The sequence below is a fragment of the Bacillus cereus group sp. MYBK227-1 genome (assembly GCF_051916325.1).
Lineage (GTDB): Bacteria > Bacillota > Bacilli > Bacillales > Bacillaceae_G > Bacillus_A > Bacillus_A cereus.
Genome location: NZ_JBQAGK010000008.1, coordinates 96,302 through 114,819, shown reverse-complemented (window position 1 = coordinate 114,819; position 18,518 = coordinate 96,302). Strand labels below are relative to the sequence as shown.

The following is an 18,518-nucleotide window of genomic DNA, read 5'->3' as shown; positions in this document are numbered from 1 at the left end:
TTAAGCGTTGTATGAAATCAATACTTAACATCATATTCATTACTTTTTATATATGTAAACGCTCTTTTATTGGTGCAAACACACAAAAACCGCCGATTATTCGGCGGTTTTGTCGTACTTGCTCAGTTTATATTGAAGCGTTTGACGAGGGATACCCAACATTTTTGCGGCTTGTAATATATTCCCTTCCGTTTCAATCAACGCTTGATCTATTAATTCTTTTTCTGTTTGATGAAGTGCTTCTCTAAGTGGCATTATACCCTTCTTCTTCGAAAACTTCTCTTTCCGAAATGTACGTGGTAAACAATTGGCTGTTAATGTATTCCCTTCTGCAATAATAACAGCATGTTCAATCGTATGTTTTAACTCCCGTACATTTCCAGGCCACTGATAAGCTTGCAGTCTATCTTTCGCTTCCTCATCAATTTGAAGTACACCTTTTTTATAACTTTTATTATATTCTTTCAAAAAATAAGATGCTAATAATAGTACATCCTCAGTTCTTTCACGAAGCGGTGGGATATATAATGAAAATACGTTTAAGCGATAATATAAATCAGTGCGAATTTTATTCTCTCGTAAACATATTTCTGGAGGCTGGTTCATCGCGGTAATAACACGAACATCTACTTTTCTCGTCTTATTATCACCAATTCTTCTAATGACTCCATCTTCTAACACTCGTAACATTTTTGCCTGCAAATCAAGAGGCATTGAATTCAGTTCATCTAAAAATAATGTACCACCATCAACAAGTTCAAATAGCCCAGCTCTTTCAATCGCTCCCGTATAGCTTCCTTTTGTCGTTCCAAACAATAAACTTTCTAATAGCGACTCTGGTAAAGCTGCACAGTTTTGTGCAATAAATGGCTTGTTTTTTCTTTTAGAAGCTTCATGAATTGCTTGTACGAACAGTTCTTTTCCTGTTCCTGTTTCACCATATATTAAAACATTCGCGTCTGTTGGTGCTACTTTTTGTGCTAACTCTTTCGTCTGTTTAAACCGCGTATCATTTGTCACTATCGTCTCAAATGCAGCGTGCTTTTTAATCACTTTTTTTCTAGATGATCGCTTTATTTTCGACTGTAAGTCAACAATTGTGTCAGTAAGCTTTTGAATTGTAGAGTAATCCTTTGCAATTTCAACAGCCCCAGCAATATTCCCATCTATAAAAATAGGTAACGTCGTATTTACTGTACAAACATCTTCACCATTTAAATTTTGATAATGTTGTACCTGATGTACGATAGGTTTTTTTGTATCTAGTACTTTCATCAATGTACTCGTTTCCCTTGATAAAGACGGGAACGCTTCTAACAGATGTTTCCCTAACACTTTTTCAATCTTCGATCCATCGTGTTTTGCAGCTACAGAATTATAAAATATTGTAATTCCATTTTCATCTACAGCGTGTATAGCCTCATCAATACTGCCCAAAATCGCTTCAATGACTTCTTGTGTCGAAACTGCTAGCAATGTCATCCCCCCTCTTGCCGAAAATCCAGCAATTACATGCCGAATTTTCGGCACACCTATGTGCGATTGTAAGCATGACGATTCCGTTCTATAATTTTAATCAATTTTATATTTTCATTAGATAACTCGAAACTCTAATTAATACGGCTTTTTCAAACACCCAGCTCCACCTAACTGTTTTGCTTTACAGCCAAATTTTGAGGCGGAAGTTTTACTGCTTTCGAATAGCTAGATAGATCTTTCACCCATATATTCATATCTTCCAACTTATCGAAAATGTAGCAATTATTCGCCAGTCTTCCTGTATACGTATAGCCTAATTGATGAAAGGCAGCATTCATTCCGAAAGAAAGCGATCGAGCAATTGTATAGGAGCAGAAAATAGATCTTTCTTGAAGTTCTTCCTCTAATTTAATTAGTAAACTTTTCATAAATCCATGTTTACGGTATTCAGGTAAAGTAGCACAATTCGTTAATTCTGCATTCCCTTCCTTTATGTTCATTTCTGCAGATGCTGTACTAATAATTTTCCCCTCAAATTCATACACGTAGTAAATTGTATCGTCTTCTTTCATCGTCTGTAATACATAACTCGCTTCATTTAAAGGTGTCGGATACACTTCAAATACTTTTCCGAATACAGTTGCTAATTCTTCTGCATCTTCTTCAGTCGCTTTTCTCAGCAAAAATTTCTCTGGAACTACTTTTTCTTTTATTTCTTTTCCTTTTACACCGCTTAATATAGTATCTTCCTCAATCCAATGCATACTATTTCGTCTTTCATCATTATTATATTTCACAAAAAAGTATGCATCGTGTCCTTGAAAATAATGAGGTATCGTTGCTTCCAACAAAAAACCGAAAGAGAGCCATGTTGAAACATGCTCTCCCTTTCCTTTAATAATACATTTAGTGAAAGAATGTTTCTCTGCTAGTTCGTCAATTGTCTGTATAATACTTTCAACATTTCCTGTATAGTGATCTACCCGAATACGCTTATTAAAATAATCTAAAACACCTTCTACTGTATAACAATTCGTCTGTTCTCTAAAAGATTCATAGTATTTCATTTTTTCACCTCACACCAATCTAGTAATGTACATGCAATAATTTTTGCGGCAGCTATCATTTTATCAACTTCTATATATTCGTTTGGATAGTGTGCGACTTTCGTCTCTCCTGGACCAAATACTATTGTTGGTACGTTTGCAATTTGTGTAAATAAACCTCCATCAGTCCCCCACGGAGATGCTTCAATAATTGGTTCGTTCCCTTCGATTTCAACAAAGTTGTGATGAAGTGTCGTAATGAGTTCATGATTCTCTTCTAGTTCACCAGGAACCCATCTCGCTCCAAACCATTCTACTTCTACTGGATTTTCAACAAACCAATTGTCCACATCATTTAATTCAGCAATCCAATTCTCAAACTCTTCTTTTGCCGCCTCTATAGTCTCATTCGGCGCAACACCGCATCTTCCTTCTAAAATTAATTCATCGGGAACAGAACTTGGCCAACTCCCTCCTTCAATTTTCCCAATGTTAATTGGAATTGGAATCGGAATTTCTTTAAATAACGGATCTGTAATTCGACTATTTCTTTTCTTCTCTAGCTTTCTTACATGTTCTATAACAAACATACTTTTTTCAATTGCACTAACCCCTTCATAGCGCGTTCCACCGTGTGCAGCTTTCCCTTTTACACGTAGACGAAACCACATGGAACCTTGTTGTTTCGGGAAAAACTTCATATTAGTAGGCTCCGGAATAATGACACCATCTGCCTTATATCCTCGTAATATAGTTGCTAATGTCCCTGCTCCGCCACTTTCCTCTTCTATTACACTTTGAAAATAGATGTCTCCTTTTAATTCAATGTTAGATTCAATAATCGCTTCCATCGCAAGCATAAGTGCGACATTTCCGCCCTTCATATCCGTCGTTCCACGGCCATATATACGATTTCCGATTTTCTCACCGCTATAAGGATGATGTTCCCACTGATTCACATCCCCTTCTGGAACTACATCAATATGCCCATTCAATATCATAGATTTCCCGTCGCCACTTCCTTTTAAAGTTGCTACAATATTTGGGCTATCTGAAAAACTTGTACGGGGTGATACAAAATAAGGATGATCTTTCATTTTAGAAAAAGAAGGCTCCCATATATCGAGCTCTAAACCTAATTCACGTAATTTTTCAATCACAATTGCCTGCGCACCGCTTTCATCACCAGATACGCTCTTTTCTTGAATTAATCGTTTTAAAAATTTCACACTTTCCTCTTCATGGCTCTCAATATAATCACAAACTTGCTTTTTTAATTGCTCCATATATTACATCTCCCTTCATTCAATTACTAGTAAGTTAGAACTAATTTGAAAATCAGCTTCTGTATGTCGTTTTATATCTTCTACTGTGTATGGGCTCATTAATTCTTGTAATATAAGTCCACTCGGAGTTACCTCCATGACTGCCATATCAGTAATAATTAAATCTACACACTTCTTTGAAGTTAATGGCAATGTACACTCTGAAACAATTTTTGCATTTCCGTACTTATCAACATGATTCATCACAACAACGACCCGCTTCGCTTTTTGTGCTAAATCCATTGCTCCACCAATACCTGGAACACGTTTTCCAGGTACAATCCAGTTTGCTAAATCACCATTTTCACTTACTTGTAATGAACCAAGAATCGTTATGTCTAGCAAACCTTTTCGAATCATCCCAAACGCTGTGCAGCTATCGAAATAACTCGCTCCTGTTATAAGAGAAGTTGGTAAACCTGCTGCATTACACAAATTTTCATCTTCATTCCCTTTACTTGGCGTTGGTCCCATGCCGACGATTCCATTTTCCGCATGAAACATAACATTTATATCGTCAGGCAAATGATTTGGTACAAGCGATGGTATGCCAATACCTAAATTTACAATCATACCATTTTGTATTTCGTTCGCCGCACGCCTAGCAATCTTATCCCTCACTTCTACGCCCATACCCATTTCCAGTTCACTCCTTCCGACGGTACAATATAATTTACGAAAACACCTGGAACGACAATTTCCTCTGGATCTAAACTTCCAAGCGGGACTATTTCTTCTGCTTCTACAATTGTTATATCCCCAGCCATAGCTACATGGGGATTCATATTTCGTGCACTTTTGTCAAATACAAGATTACCAAACGGATCTGCCTTTTTCGCATATACAATTGAAACTTCAGCAGTTAATGCTGTTTCAACTAAGTAGGTCTTACCATTCATTTCAACTGTTCGTTTTCCCTCTTCCACAATCGTATCAACACCAACATCAACTAAAACACCACCAAGACCAACGCCACCAGCGCGAATACGCTCTGCTAATGTTCCCTGCGGAGAAAACTCAATTTGTAACCTTCCCTCGTTTAGTTGCCTTCCTGCATTTGGATTGGAGCCAATGTGAGAAGTAATTATTGATTTAACTCTTTCATTTGTAACAAGACGACCGATACCTACATCAGGAAATCCAGTGTCATTTCCAATTAAATTTAAATTTGTAACGCCTTTTTCTAAAATTGCCTGTATTAAAGATGGAGGGGATCCAATCCCTCCAAATCCCCCAAACATCAATGTCATATCATCATGGAACAAAGAAATTACTTCCTCAATTTCTTTTAATTTACCGAATGTATTTGTAATAGTTGTCATGCGATACTATGCCCTCCTTTTTGCATCATCTCTTCCACACTTTTAGAGAAAATTGAAAGTAATTCATCTAACTCGGAATATGTAGTTGTCATTGGCGGTGCTACAAGCAGTGCACTATCTTCTTTTCCTGCTTGCCCTGAAACTGCTTGGTATAAAAGCAGACCATTTTTAGCTGCAACTGAAATAAGCTCTGACGCTTTTGTAAACGGTTGCAATTCTACTCCGATTAGCAACCCTTTTCCGCGCACATCAGCAATGATTGTCGATTGTTGCTGAACTTTCTGTAAGCCTTTTATTAAATACTCTCCCTTTTCTGCTGTTTTTTCAGGAAGATTATGTTTCTCCATATATTCAATAACAGCTAAAGCCGTTGCTGCAGACAATGGATTTGCACTTAACGTATGACCGCTCATTACTGAACGTGATCCACGTAATATTGGTTCCATAACACGATCACTTACAACTGTCGCTGCCATCGGTGTATATCCCGCTCCTAACCCTTTACCAAGTGTCATAATATCCGGCTCTACGCCCCAATGCTCCATCGCAAACCATGCTCCAGTACGACCAAGCCCAGTCATTACTTCATCCGCAATAAATAAAATATCGTAATGGTCGCAAATCTCTTTAATGACTTTATAATAGTCTTTCGGCGGAACAACCGCGCCTCCAGCTGCTCCGATAATCGGCTCAGCAATAAAAGCAGCAATATGCTCTGCACCAATTCTTTCAATTGATCTTTCTAGTTCAGTCGCACATGCCAGCTGACAAGTTGGATATACCTTTTGAACAGGACATCTGAAACAATATGGAGCTGGTATAGTCGGATAATCTTCCAAAATAGATACGAAACGTTGTCTACGTAGTGGATGCCCAGACATCGATAAAGCACCCATCGTAATACCGTGATAACTCATCCATCTTGATAAAATTTTATGTTTCCCTTGAATACCTCGCTCTTGAAAATGCTGAATTGCAATTTTCATAGCTGTTTCATTCGCTTCCGTACCACTATTTACAAAAAAACTCCAGTTCAAATCTCCTACACTTAAATCACTTAACTTCTTCGCTAATTTTTCAGCTGGTTCACTCGTAAACTGTGATCTATAAACGAAAGCAATCTCCTCAGCTTGCTTTTTAATAACGTCTGCAATCTCCTTTACGCCATGCCCAATACCTGCCGTAATTGCTCCTGACGAACCATCAAAATATTTATTGCCATTTTGATCATACAAATAAACACCTTTTCCATGTGAAATCATTGGATACGGCTGACCAACAAGTGGTTTAATTAAGTAATCGCGCATAGCGCTCCCCCATTTCTCCAATTTGTATATATATATGAAGAAAATTGACGTTTCTTTCATAAAAAAGAATCCTCTGCAAAAGCAGTGAATTTATCAAAAAACTATTATAAAATATACAAATGAGTGCTTAAAAATTTTTATAAAACAGAAAATTCAGAACTAAAAAACGAAGACCAACCCTTTTCTATACGCCCAAATAACCCTCCTTTTTATATGAAATGACTACATCACCAAATGTTTTTATAGCATAATGCCAGCTGTCCTTAAATGCCGACATTCTGTACACTTCGACGGAACTCCCGTTAAACTCCTTCCTATTATCCTACTTTAAATTGCATATTTTAAAACAAATTTCGACACCCACCTTACTAATCAATTCAGATTCCTATTCATTATGTAAACTTTTCAGTTTTAAACTATAAAAAAAGAACCGATTAACCACACTAATCAGTTCGTCATGACGCTCTCTTATGGGTTAATACTGTCAATTGCTAAAATAAATAGAAAAATGAAGTTTACAAATTCATCCTACAGCCTATAACACAAAACCTTTTCATAACTTCATTCACAATTACTATCGGGATATCCCTATCCCGAAGTGGCACTCCTTTCCTCAGATTCAAAGTATCTTTCCTTTATAATTTATGTAGGACAATTATCACTTTGTATGTGTATTTGCCTATAATTAAAAAAATCCCTAGTTTTCTAGCGATTTTTGGACATGTATTCAATATGTTAATTGAAATGCACTTTCAATTTGGCATTTATTTTACTTTCGTACAGTCATATGTACTGCTTTACTCTGCGAAATTCTCGTAAGCACCAGTACCTCTTTATGAAAACATATTTGTTGTCAATTTTTAATTTTCCCTTTATAAAATCATTTTTTTTTGCATAACCGCTTTCTTGCTTCGCATATAGTTTTAATGATGACAAAGGAGGAATGTTCATGTCTCAATCTGAAATCGAAAAATATGGACAAGAAGTTACACAATACGAACAACTCGCACGTTACTATCAGTTTCGTAATCCTAAAAAATATATAGAATTATATATGAAATATTACGATGCACTATCAAAACTTGTACAGGCGTATGAAACAAGAGACTCACAAGAAGCTGCTTTACCGTCACATATAAGAATTTTTCATGCCGATCCAAATATACCAGCGGTTGACATTTTAGTAAACGGACAAAAGGTTATTAAAAATATTTCATTTAAGCAATTCAGCCCTTATTTATCATTAGTGCAAGGTAAATACCGTATAGATATTGTTCCTGTCGGAAATGAAACTCCAATCTTTTCAGCGTTGGTACCAATAATGGGAAATCATACTTATACTCTTGCTGCAATAAATAGTGATAATCACCTACAATTACAGCCTATACTTGATAATACACATTTACCAGCTGGTCAAGCCAAAATACGGTTTGCACATTTCTCTCCAGATACCCCTGTTGTAAACGTAGATTTAAAAGATGGGGATCATTTATTTGAAAATGTACTCTTTAAACAAATAACAGATTTTTTGCAAGTTAGCCCTGGTACAGCAGATATTGAAATTTCACTCGCAGATAATAAAAACGTTTTATTGACTATACCAAAATTCAATGTTGAACCAAATGTTATTTATACAATTTCAATAGTAGGTTATTCAACTAAAGATCCTAAATTAGAAGCCGTTATACTCACAAATTAAAACAGTCTACACCATTCATTTGGTGTAGACTGTTTATTTTTGAAATGCAATTTGAAATTCTGTCCAATCGTTATCTGATCGACACATAATGGATCCATTATGTTTTTCCACAATTTGTTTACATACAAATAATCCAATACCAGTTCCTAACTTTTTAGTAGTTACAAATGGTTCAAAAATCGTTTCTACATTTTCAGCTGGAATCATTGGTCCATTATTTTTTATCACAATTCGAATAGCTTGATCTTCTTCAAATACATCAATGATAATTTTTCGTTCTTCTTTCATTGATTCAAGAGCATCAATTGAATTCATTAATATATTTAAAAATACTTGTCTCACTTCACTCCGATAACCAACAAGCGGAATTGGATACGGTAAATTCTTTTCAATCAAAACATTCGCATTGACCAAACTCGGATATAAGAATTGTATAATGTCTTGAAACAAGTCATTAAGCCAAAACCGTTCCGATTCATTCCACATTTCTTTTTTCGATACGAGTAAAAATTGCGAAATACGAAAATTTAATTGATCTAATTCATGCGAAATAATATCTAAATACGATAAACTCGGATGATCCGCCTTTAATAATTTAACAAACCCCATAATGGAAGTAAGCGGATTACGAAATTCATGTACAAAACTAGCTGACATTTGCCCTAAAATCGTCAGCCTTTCTTTATGTGTTTCGTTAATATATTGCTGTTTTTCCTCTAAATTCTTCGATATAATTTCCGAGTATTTTAAAACGGTATAATAAATTAATTTGTCAAAACAAGTATGTATTTTTGCCATAATTGGTTTCAATTCACGAGCGCTAACATCTAATTCACACATCGCTTCGAAAAGTTCATTTCTTCCCACGTTTGCGTTATAAACAAAATCTCCAATATTCGCATCTGCTCCAGCACGTTCAATAGCAATTTTCTCACATAACGGTTGAAGATAATTTATATCTTTATCTTCCATAGTAAGTTCGATAATTAACTCTAGTAAATCCTCTCCATTTTGAACTACTTCTAGTTTAAATGGATCTTTTTCGGAAATTATCATTTTGTTTTTCCAGTTCTCTACGAATTGGTGCCTATTGTTTTTCAAGTGTGAACAAAATATTTCTTTAATATCCTTATCGATTGGAAAAACCTCCATTCCCTCCATTTCCATACGACGAATACCCTTTATATTTTGAATATTAACACAAAAAATACGATTCGTTAATAGATTTTTGTCACATTTTGTTAATTTCTGTTGATAAAATTATTTTTTCTTTCTTATTTAACTAATTGTATACAAATCCCCTTTTTCCTTCACATATTTTCATTATTTCCGTAGTCAAAACGACTTTTTTTTGCATCATTTTTAATTCTTGCGTACAATAGAAAATGAAAGGTGTGAAAAATATGGTAAATAAAAATGTGGAAGATTATCTCCAAGAAGGCATTTACGGCCAAAAGCAAAACAAACCAGAAGAACGTAATATGTATTTAACTACATTACGTGAGCGTGTGGAAATCGCTTTAACAATCGGTCAAGTAATGCAAAGTAATGTATACTCTGAAGTGGCGGGTAGCATGCGCTCTTCTCAATCATTACAACTCCTCCTAAATGGTGGCATTGCTTACCCACATTTATCAAAATACATTAAATTAGCAAACGAAAAAAATGTTCCTTTTACAATTGTTCAAAATAAAGATACAAAAACACCAATCGGTTTAGTATTAACTCATGCTACTGCTATAGATAAAGAACAAATTTATGTAGAAGATACTATTTTCAAACAAGAAATGAAGTAAAAGTTACACTTAATTAAATAGTTACTAGAAGCGTAAAAAACGAGTATGGAATCGTAAACATTTCCTACTCGTTTTTTAGTGCAAGTTTTAAGTTTTTCCACTTTATTTTTTAATACATACTAATTTCATTTCTGTCATTTCTTCTATTGCATATTTAATTCCTTCGCGTCCCGTGCCACTTTCTTTCACACCACCATAAGGCATATGATCTACTCTGAACGTTGGAATATCATTAATCATGACACCACCAACCTCTAGCTCATCAATTGCACGCATTGCTTTAAATAAATTATTTGTAAATACTCCTGCCTGTAAGCCGTAACGCGAATTATTTACTTGCTCAATCGCTTCATCAAATTCTTTAAATGTATTTACTGTCATGAGTGGACCGAATACTTCTTGGCACTGCACAGATACATGATCTGGAACATTTGTTAATACAGTCGGTTCAAAAATTCTTGCATCCTGCTTCTTACCACCACATAAAACAGTTGCTCCTTCCTTAATTGCTTCTTGAACCCACATATCAATTCGCTCTACATCTTTTTTTGAAATTAAAGCTGATACATCCGTTTCCTCAAGCAATGGATCACCAACAACAACTGATTCCATCGCTTTCTTTAGCTTTGAGAGAAATTCATGTATTTTCGTTTCATGTACAAAAATACGTTGTACTGAAATACAAACTTGCCCATTATTAACAAATGCTCCCCATTTTACACGTTCAATTATTTCATCTGTTAACTCTACATCTTCATCAATAATAACAGCAGCATTTGAGCCTAGTTCTAACGTAACTCGTTTTAGCCCAGCCTTTTGTTTTATTCCGATTCCAACTTTTGGACTTCCGGTAAAAGTAATAGAAGCAACGTAATCATTTTTGACGATTGCCTCACCAACCGTGGGGCCAGGGCCAGAAATGATATTTAAAGCTCCATTTGGCAATCCTGCCTCTTCAAATAACTCAACTAATGCATAAGATGATAATGGCGTTTGATCAGCTGGCTTTAATACAACTGTATTTCCGGCAGCGATTGCTGGTCCAACTTTATGCGCTACTAAATTTAATGGGAAATTAAATGGTGTAATAGCCCCTATAACCCCAATCGGCTTTCGGATTGTATATGCAATACGCCCATCTGCACCAGGTGCGGCGTCTAATGGCAATGTCTCACCATATATACGCTTCGCTTCTTCAGCTGCAAATTTGTACGTTTGAACAGTACGATCTACTTCTCCCCTTGCAGCACGTATTGGTTTTGCAGCTTCTTTTGCAATAATCTCTGCAAATTCTTCTCTTCTTTCATCCATTTTTTGTGCAACTTTCTCTAAAATAGTCGCACGATCATATGCAGATAATGTATTCATTTTTGTCATTGCATTTTTTGCAGCAGTAACAGCCTCTTTTACATCTTCTTCCGTTCCTTGTGCAATTTCCGCTAATGTTTCTTCAGAATATGGTGCGTATAATGGTTTATACGTGTTTACAGATTTCCAATTTCCGTTTATATATAAATGCTTTTTCATACTTCTTCTCCTTCCAAATATATGTATACAACAATACTTCACCTAGTGAAAGGTTCAACTTATGTCATTGTATCATAGCCCCTATCCCTCAAAAAACATTATGCTCAAAAAAACTCTGCTATATAGCAGAGTTTACGAGCTAATTTGCTCTTGTAACGAAATTTGTTTTTCATCTTCTAAAATAACAATCGATTCTACTATCTTTGTAACTTCTAATCTTTTTATATAATGTCCATCTAATTCTTTCACACAAAACTTATAATTTTCAATTTCAATGGAATCCTCTTCAGCAATCTCTATATTCTTCGTTAAAATCCAACCACCGATTGTATCAACACCATCATCATCAATCCCTAAACCAAATAACGTATTCACTTCACTAACAAGTACTTTTCCCTCTAGTATCGTCTTCGTTTCACTAACCTTTTGAATTTCTGGCTGCTCATCCGTATCAAACTCATCCTGAATATCTCCAACAATTTCTTCCAAAATATCTTCAACAGTAACAAGTCCAGATGTCCCACCATATTCATCTATCAATATAGCAATATGTGTTCTTTCTTTTTGCATTTTTAAAAACAAATCATGAATGGGAATAGAATCGATAACTAAAATAATTGGTCTCACATATTGCTCTACTGTCTTCTTATTAACAGCTTTATGTTGTACAAATTCAGTAAAAATATCTTTAAAATTCACAAAACCTATTACGTGGTCTTTGTCGCCATCAACAACTGGATACCTTGTATATTTTTCACGAGACATTTTTTGCAAAGCTTCTTCAGCAGGCATCTCTTTACTTATAATATTCATTTCAGTTCGAGGTACCATTATTTCTTTTGCAATCCGATCATCAAATTCAAAAATTTTATTCACATATTTATATTCAGATTGATTAATCTCACCATTTTTATAACTTTCTGAAACTAACAACCGTAATTCTTCTTCTGAATGAACCTCATCATGCCCCTTCGGCGGTTTCAGCCCTAGCAGCTTCGTAATGATTCGAGCTGAACCATTTAATAGCCAAATGAACGGGAATGCAATACGATAAAAGAAAATTAACGGCTTAGAAACAAGCAAACTCACTTGTTCAGATTTTTGAATTGCAAATGTTTTTGGGGCCAATTCCCCTATTACAACATGTAAAAAAGTAATTAACAAAAATACTAAAGTTACAGCAAAAATGTCTGCTAGTTGAGTAGAGATATTCCAATTTGCAAAAAGCGTATCAAACATTTGCTTTAACGCAGGTTTACCAAACCACCCAATTCCTAAAGCTGTAACAGTAATTCCTAACTGACAAGCAGATAAATATTCGTCTAAGTTTGTAATGACTGTTTTGACCGATGTTGCACGATTATTTCCTTCTGCAATTAAATAGTCAATTCGTGAACTTCTCACTTTAACAATTGCAAATTCTGCTGCAACGAAAAATGCCGTTAAGGCAATTAAAACAATCACTATACTTATACTATATATGTCCAAATACTTTTCCTTACTTACTTTGTAAGCAAGGAAGCCACCTCCTACTTAATTTTATTCAAGTGAAGTAAGCATTCTAATACTCTAACAAAATTCTACATTAGCAACCACCTTTTTATATATTATATGCATACATAAAAAAGATATTTATCATTATGATAATCTAATTCATTTACACTCGTCAAATTATTCTAAATGTTAAGATAAGACATTTTTATTTAAAAGAACTATTCTCCTCAACTCAATTTCGTGAAAAAACACTTTCTTTGCCGATTCCACACTTCTTTTGTCGCACTAGAAGGGAACTTACTTCATAGCTCGAAATCATTCAACAGGATATATATAGGAGGGATTATTTTGGAATATAAAACACCATTTATCGCAAAGAAATTAGGTGTTAGCCCAAAGGCTGTTGTCCGGATCGCGCAACAATTAAATCTTACGATAGAGAAAAACAAATATGGCCACTTTATTTTCACACAAGAGGATGTCGATCAAATGTTAGAACACCATCGATTTCAAATAGAGCAATCTCAAAATTCTCAATCTGCTCAAAAGGCTTCCTCAAATGAAGTTAAGGAATTAAAAACTCAAGTTAATACAATTGTTCAAAACATATCATCGAATGATTTTGAACAATTAGCTAATCAATTAAACACTATTACGAGAAGACTTGATCGAATGGAAGAACAAATGCAAGATAAGGCAAATGATGTCGTCACGTACCAACTTTTACAACACCGTCGTGAAATGGAGGAAATGTTAGAGCGAATTCAAAAGTTAGAAGCTGCCCTAACGAAAGAAGAACCCATTTATATTACTCCGGATTCAAAACCAACATATGAACGAGAAAAGAAACCGAAGCGCCGCAAAATGATTTTTAGTATATTTGGATTATAATTTTTAGACCCTTATTAAAATAATAAGGGTCTTTTTTAATGAAGAGTTATATCCTATACAAATATTATTCTCTTTATTATACATATTCACTTCGCTTTATTTCGTTAACATAATATTTTTACTGTATTCTGTAATTAATGCCTGTGCATGAGCATTCCCTTGAATCACATCACGAAATTCTTTTAAAGAATACAAATGCGTAACCCCTTTTCGAGCATGAATTCTTACTGGTACACCTTGTAAAGTATCATGAAACTGAAAAGGATTATCTATTGGTTCAATTGGAAAACCAAGTGTAAGTAAATACATATACATTCTTTTTGTTACTGCTGCAATGTACCATTCAGCTTTTGTTTCTAACGCATGTATAAATAAAATAGCTGTTAGCCTTTTGAAATGTCCTCTTCCACGAGACGTTTTCGAAATACTTAACTTGCCTATTTCATATACATTCTTCAAATCTTTTACTAAATCATTTTTAGAAAACGGATAGAAAAACTCAGAATTCGATTGTTCAGGTACCGTATACTTAATACATTCTACTGTACCAATAGGATGTTCATCTTCTATTAATAAAAATCGTGATGGATTTAAATTACGTTCTACGAACATTAAGTTTCTTTCTTCACAAAAATCTCCCCATAGTTGCTCGAACCCAAAATGTTCTTCCTTTGTTTGAACACGCTGGAACATATTTAACCGCCTTTCCCATCGCCGCTCTGTTTTTTTTGATAACGCTTTCACTATCTATCATATAAGAACAAATCTTCGTATGCAACTAAAAATATTTATGACTTATTATATTCTGCAAAATGAATTAGATTCCAATTTAATCGACTTTTATCCCGCGCTCACATTCCTTTTAATAACACATTTGTAGCACTTTTCAAATCTAAATTACACTACGTTTCTTTCCATACAGCATATAATTCTTCTTAATCTAAAGAAATCCTTTATGAAAAAGGATTTCTTTTACTTCTTAATGCTTTTTAGCCATTTTTCAAAAATTTGTACCATCCCATGTTTTCCAGCTAATTTCTCTTCCCCTTGTTTCGTCTTATATGGATATAACTGCAAGAAAACACCGCATCCAGACTCAATTTTTTTACTATGCATATGGCTTCCTGGATATACACAAATGACTTCATAAATTGACCTTCGATAATAGACTCGCTTTCCATCCTGTTCTTCTACATACTTTATAGACCAGTACTTATACATTTGCTCAGTTGCTTTCGTATTTCCGACGTGCTGAAAAATATTGTACATTGGACTATACTTCACTTCAATAATAATAGAAGATTTATATACGTATTTCCCATCTTCTTTTACATAACAGTCTAAGCGAATATCTGGCTTCTTCGTATCCTCACCATTGTAAAAATTACTACCTTTACTTAATGCAATAAGAGGATGTGTTTCAATTAAGTCATTAAATGCGACATGCACCTTTATATCATCTCGTTCTAAAACTACTGTCGTTCCATCTTGTAATCCATCTACATAAAAATGTTCTTGTATTTGTTCACGGATGGAGTTTCTAGCCTCAAAACCAATTTGCTCTAAAAGTGAAATAACGATAAAAAAAGCGTAATATTCATACACTAAAAACGTTGGCTTATAAACAAATAATAATGATGGAGATTGATCCGTATATTGCGGGAGTACTTCTAAATGATGTAGTAATTGTTGATGTGGTATCGATAAATCATGTAAGTTCATGTTACTTGTTTCAGTAACTTCCCTCCAAAATGAAGAGTGCATTAACATTTGAAAGTATTGTACATTTTCATGCACAATATGCGCCAATATTTTATATTCTTGTATTTTCATTGAGCTCTTTCGTAAATCGGCTTCTTTTAGTAAATGTATATTTTTATATTTTTGCTTCTCTCTATCGGTTACTGATCCATTACGCTCAATTGTTTGTATAATCGTTTTTACAGCTTGAAACTCTTCTGATTTTTTCTTTTTTTCTCTTTCTAATATTTCAATTGTTTGACGTAAAAAACTTTTAGCTTCAATTAAATAATGATAAAATTGCATCGCTTTATATTTAAGAAATGCATTTTCCTTACTATTTTTTTGTTCCATAAACTTACGATTATAATGTTTGGCATAAGGTTTTCGTTCTGCCACTATAGTTCCTTTTCTTGTTGGCTTTCGCTCTTTTCCTTCCCATTTATATTCATTTATAAATTTTGAGCTTGATTCTATTTTCTTAAAGATTTGCTTTATCATTTTCATTTTTTGCGGTAACTTTCTAAGTAACACTAAATAAGAAGAATCCTCAATATCGCTAAGTGCAGAGAAGGTTTTTTTATAGTAACCTCTATCCAAAATCAACTCATTTAAAATTGACTTCACATAGTCTTGAATCATTTCAAATTGATCATCAAAAAAGTTTTTCGGTACGATTTGAAATGCGCCATAATACGTTGTATCTTCTATACGCACTTCAAAATGGTATAGACCACAGCGCCATGGATAAAAGAATTCTGTTTTCCCGTGTTCATATATTAATACTCTTTGTTTTTTTTCATTTATTTCATATTGAGCCTCTTTTATATTTTTCTGTCCCTCATATACTTTATTCCATATAAAAGTAATATTCATTGGGATTTCATAATTGTACTGCAATCTTATTGGTTTTAATTCTTGTACTTTATAAATACATTGAACTAATGCTGTAGTAGATGTACAAAGACGATTTAATAAAATATAATCTCCTTTCCCCTCATTTCCAATGATTAACTTTAATACAAAAGGGAGCGTTTCATTCGTATCAACGATTTTTGTTTCATAACGCCCTTCATTTTGCATATCCATACAACTCCAGTTCTCTACGTTTTTCTCGTATATATGCTAAAGAGTGTTCAAATGTAGATACTCTGTTTGCAAGTGTAGATTGCAAAAGAGGTACTAAGGTCGCCCCCCTTTTTACTTCTTCAGAAAGTAAAGGCCCAACCATCATTTCGGTCCCTCTGATTTTCGTCAATACACGCTGCTTTATTTGTAAATCAAACCCCTCTTCTCTACTAATCATATAGGTATGGTTATTTTGAAACGGTATGTTTTGCAAATAAGTCGCAATTGCATTTGCACATCGGAAAGAAATCCCCTTAGACGCGTCATGTGATGACAATACGACATGCAACTTATCTAATAGCTCTAATTCTTCTTCAGAAAACACTTCAATCATCGCTTTATTTCTCATCCAATTTATCCGAAATTCTCCCGCCGTTACTTTCAAAGGTGGATGTAATACGACTTTCCCCTGTTCCATGCCCATCTCACAAAACGGAATTTTCTGTAACGTTATTAGGTTCGTTCGGTCTAATAATCGATCAGAGAGCTCTTTCGTTGTTTCATCAAAATTTACAGTACCTACAAATATAATATTTTCTCCAATTTCAATTGTTGATGGAATTGAATTCTCTATGTCCTGTACACCCTCATACAAGTTTAAAATACGATTTTTTGTTTCAAGTTCAAGAACAGATAGAAACGGAGTAAACCAATGCTCAATATGAGACATGTTCATTTCATCAAAAACGATTATATACAGTTGATTTGGATTTTCTTTCGCCTTCATTAACGTCCTAACTAACTTCGCTTCAGATTCAATAAAAGTACCATTTGGATGAAGGTAACCAAGTAAATCATGTGGTTCTTGATACGATGGCGAAATTGGAATCCAAACCAACTCTTCCCCATACTGTAACCCTAATGCTTCTGCATAAGTTTGCACAAAACGTGATTTCCCAACGCCCGGTATACCACCAAGAATCGTTAACATATTTGTTTTTACACTTATATGGAAATTATAAATATCCGTTTCATCCAAATATAACCCTTTATTATGCACCATACTTTGTACATACTGTAAAAAGGACGATTCACGCTCATCCCATTCCCATTCATCTTTTTGTATTTTTATATCCTCTACTTCAATTAGCTTACCTTCTTCATGCATTCGTTTTTTTAATTGCTCATATACATAATCACTTACAAAATATAATTGATCTTCTACCGCTATTTCTACATACTTCGTCCAGTCACTGCAGTTTATATATTTACATTCACGTTTCTGTTCAAAATAGGCGATTGAGCTAATTGATGACTTTAGGGATATGTTTCCGTACAGTCTTCCATCGTGCCACAATAATTCGGGAGGCTCAAAGTCTTTCGGAAATTTTGGCATAAGAAATGATAAATAACCGTTGCTAAGTTTTCGCTCTAAAGATTCTCTTTTTTTATGATTTGTAACTTTAGGTGCCGGAATCATTTTATAGCTGCTTGCTATTTCTTTCGGTTCTTCTGTACATATTAACTCCACGTATACATTTCCTCTTTCATAATAAAGACGAAACATTACTAATTGCTTTTCTAATTTCCTCTTCTTTAATTCCGAAAAGATTTTTTCATTCTTTTTATTGCTACATAACCCTTCAAATACATATGGTTCATTTGTAAATTGTTCCTGTAAAGTGAATGGTATTGGCGATAAGCAGTGTACAAAGAAATTCTCTCCACTCTTCTCTTTCTCAGCTTTTGTAAATTTCCCTAAAAATCTCATATAGTACATTCGTTTTATAAAACTTGGCTGAAGAGCTTTATGTAATTTCACCT

15 protein-coding genes are annotated in these 18,518 nt (G+C 34.3%); 3 read left to right on the top strand and 12 right to left on the bottom strand.

The window, feature by feature from the left end; all coding sequences use genetic code 11:
* Positions 1-96: 96 nt before the first annotated feature.
* The 6 genes from rocR to ACTFRM_RS25840 all read right to left on the bottom strand — a co-directional run bounded on the left by rocR (position 97) and on the right by ACTFRM_RS25840 (position 6,479).
* A complete protein-coding gene (gene rocR, locus ACTFRM_RS25865) occupies positions 97-1,482 on the bottom strand; it encodes an arginine utilization transcriptional regulator RocR (RefSeq protein WP_011110073.1) in 1,386 nt (461 codons plus the stop codon).
* Positions 1,483-1,646: 164 nt separating this feature from the next.
* Complete coding sequence (gene ablB, locus ACTFRM_RS25860; protein WP_000878594.1) at positions 1,647-2,546, bottom strand: putative beta-lysine N-acetyltransferase; 900 nt, start codon at positions 2,544-2,546, stop codon at positions 1,647-1,649.
* Positions 2,543-3,811, bottom strand: coding sequence for a peptidase (locus tag ACTFRM_RS25855; RefSeq protein WP_000436702.1), 1,269 nt, complete (start codon positions 3,809-3,811; stop codon positions 2,543-2,545). The genes ablB and ACTFRM_RS25855 overlap by 4 nt, the downstream gene beginning before the upstream one ends.
* 15 nt (positions 3,812-3,826) lie before the next feature.
* Positions 3,827-4,489: a CoA transferase subunit B gene (locus ACTFRM_RS25850; RefSeq protein ID WP_000525296.1), complete on the bottom strand. Its 663-nt coding sequence runs from the start codon at positions 4,487-4,489 to the stop codon at positions 3,827-3,829.
* A complete protein-coding gene (gene atoD, locus ACTFRM_RS25845) occupies positions 4,474-5,172 on the bottom strand; it encodes an acetate CoA-transferase subunit alpha (protein ID WP_000208102.1) in 699 nt (232 codons plus the stop codon). Before atoD ends, ACTFRM_RS25850 begins: the two co-directional genes overlap by 16 nt.
* Entirely contained in the window at positions 5,169-6,479 is a 1,311-nt protein-coding gene (locus tag ACTFRM_RS25840; protein ID WP_001205882.1) for an aspartate aminotransferase family protein, read from the bottom strand. The genes atoD and ACTFRM_RS25840 overlap by 4 nt, the downstream gene beginning before the upstream one ends.
* Positions 6,480-7,428: 949 nt before the next feature.
* On the opposite strand from ACTFRM_RS25840, the gene ACTFRM_RS25835 reads away from it, so the two are divergent.
* On the top strand, positions 7,429-8,178 hold the full coding sequence (locus ACTFRM_RS25835; protein ID WP_000083284.1) for a DUF4397 domain-containing protein: 750 nt from the start codon (positions 7,429-7,431) through the stop codon (positions 8,176-8,178).
* A 33-nt stretch (positions 8,179-8,211) separates the two neighbouring features.
* Here ACTFRM_RS25835 and ACTFRM_RS25830 read toward each other — a convergent pair whose 3' ends face one another.
* Positions 8,212-9,345, bottom strand: a complete 1,134-nt coding sequence (locus tag ACTFRM_RS25830; RefSeq protein WP_000425086.1) for a BA2291 family sporulation histidine kinase — start codon at positions 9,343-9,345, stop codon at positions 8,212-8,214.
* A gap of 236 nt (positions 9,346-9,581) precedes the next feature.
* Between ACTFRM_RS25830 and ACTFRM_RS25825 the strand changes: the two genes are divergently transcribed.
* A complete protein-coding gene (locus ACTFRM_RS25825) occupies positions 9,582-9,974 on the top strand; it encodes a YueI family protein (protein ID WP_000247558.1) in 393 nt (130 codons plus the stop codon).
* A gap of 102 nt (positions 9,975-10,076) precedes the next feature.
* Here the strand turns inward: ACTFRM_RS25825 and ACTFRM_RS25820 are convergent, their stop codons facing one another.
* Positions 10,077-11,501, bottom strand: coding sequence for an aldehyde dehydrogenase family protein (locus ACTFRM_RS25820; protein ID WP_000716483.1), 1,425 nt, complete (start codon positions 11,499-11,501; stop codon positions 10,077-10,079).
* Positions 11,502-11,633: 132 nt separating this feature from the next.
* On the bottom strand, positions 11,634-12,989 hold the full coding sequence (locus ACTFRM_RS25815; protein ID WP_000356254.1) for a hemolysin family protein: 1,356 nt from the start codon (positions 12,987-12,989) through the stop codon (positions 11,634-11,636).
* Positions 12,990-13,343: 354 nt separating this feature from the next.
* On the opposite strand from ACTFRM_RS25815, the gene racA reads away from it, so the two are divergent.
* Positions 13,344-13,886, top strand: a complete 543-nt coding sequence (gene racA, locus ACTFRM_RS25810; RefSeq protein ID WP_000456018.1) for a chromosome-anchoring protein RacA — start codon at positions 13,344-13,346, stop codon at positions 13,884-13,886.
* Between the two features lie 96 nt (positions 13,887-13,982).
* Here the strand turns inward: racA and ACTFRM_RS25805 are convergent, their stop codons facing one another.
* From ACTFRM_RS25805 to ACTFRM_RS25795, 3 genes are all read right to left on the bottom strand, one after another.
* The gene (locus ACTFRM_RS25805; RefSeq protein WP_000487796.1) at positions 13,983-14,579 is read right to left on the bottom strand and encodes a hypothetical protein; all 597 of its coding nucleotides are present in this window, start codon (positions 14,577-14,579) and stop codon (positions 13,983-13,985) included.
* Between the two features lie 279 nt (positions 14,580-14,858).
* Entirely contained in the window at positions 14,859-16,709 is a 1,851-nt protein-coding gene (locus ACTFRM_RS25800; RefSeq protein ID WP_001178731.1) for a hypothetical protein, read from the bottom strand.
* Positions 16,699-18,516, bottom strand: coding sequence for an AAA family ATPase (locus ACTFRM_RS25795; protein WP_440043763.1), 1,818 nt, complete (start codon positions 18,514-18,516; stop codon positions 16,699-16,701). The genes ACTFRM_RS25800 and ACTFRM_RS25795 overlap by 11 nt, the downstream gene beginning before the upstream one ends.
* Between the last annotated feature and the right edge of the window lie 2 nt (positions 18,517-18,518).

Excerpts from the sequence above, each read along its gene's own strand:
- rocR (WP_011110073.1), bottom strand. The coding sequence starts at position 1,482 with ATGACATTGCTAGCAGTTTCGACACAAGAAGTCATTGAAGCGATTTTG.
- ablB (WP_000878594.1), bottom strand. The coding sequence starts at position 2,546 with ATGAAATACTATGAATCTTTTAGAGAACAGACGAATTGTTATACAGTA.
- ACTFRM_RS25855 (WP_000436702.1), bottom strand. The coding sequence starts at position 3,811 with ATGGAGCAATTAAAAAAGCAAGTTTGTGATTATATTGAGAGCCATGAA.
- ACTFRM_RS25850 (WP_000525296.1), bottom strand. The coding sequence starts at position 4,489 with ATGGGTATGGGCGTAGAAGTGAGGGATAAGATTGCTAGGCGTGCGGCG.
- atoD (WP_000208102.1), bottom strand. The coding sequence starts at position 5,172 with ATGACAACTATTACAAATACATTCGGTAAATTAAAAGAAATTGAGGAA.
- ACTFRM_RS25840 (WP_001205882.1), bottom strand. The coding sequence starts at position 6,479 with ATGCGCGATTACTTAATTAAACCACTTGTTGGTCAGCCGTATCCAATG.
- ACTFRM_RS25835 (WP_000083284.1), top strand. The coding sequence starts at position 7,429 with ATGTCTCAATCTGAAATCGAAAAATATGGACAAGAAGTTACACAATAC.
- ACTFRM_RS25830 (WP_000425086.1), bottom strand. The coding sequence starts at position 9,345 with ATGGAAATGGAGGGAATGGAGGTTTTTCCAATCGATAAGGATATTAAA.
- ACTFRM_RS25825 (WP_000247558.1), top strand. The coding sequence starts at position 9,582 with ATGGTAAATAAAAATGTGGAAGATTATCTCCAAGAAGGCATTTACGGC.
- ACTFRM_RS25820 (WP_000716483.1), bottom strand. The coding sequence starts at position 11,501 with ATGAAAAAGCATTTATATATAAACGGAAATTGGAAATCTGTAAACACG.
- ACTFRM_RS25805 (WP_000487796.1), bottom strand. The coding sequence starts at position 14,579 with ATGTTCCAGCGTGTTCAAACAAAGGAAGAACATTTTGGGTTCGAGCAA.
- ACTFRM_RS25800 (WP_001178731.1), bottom strand. The coding sequence starts at position 16,709 with ATGCAAAATGAAGGGCGTTATGAAACAAAAATCGTTGATACGAATGAA.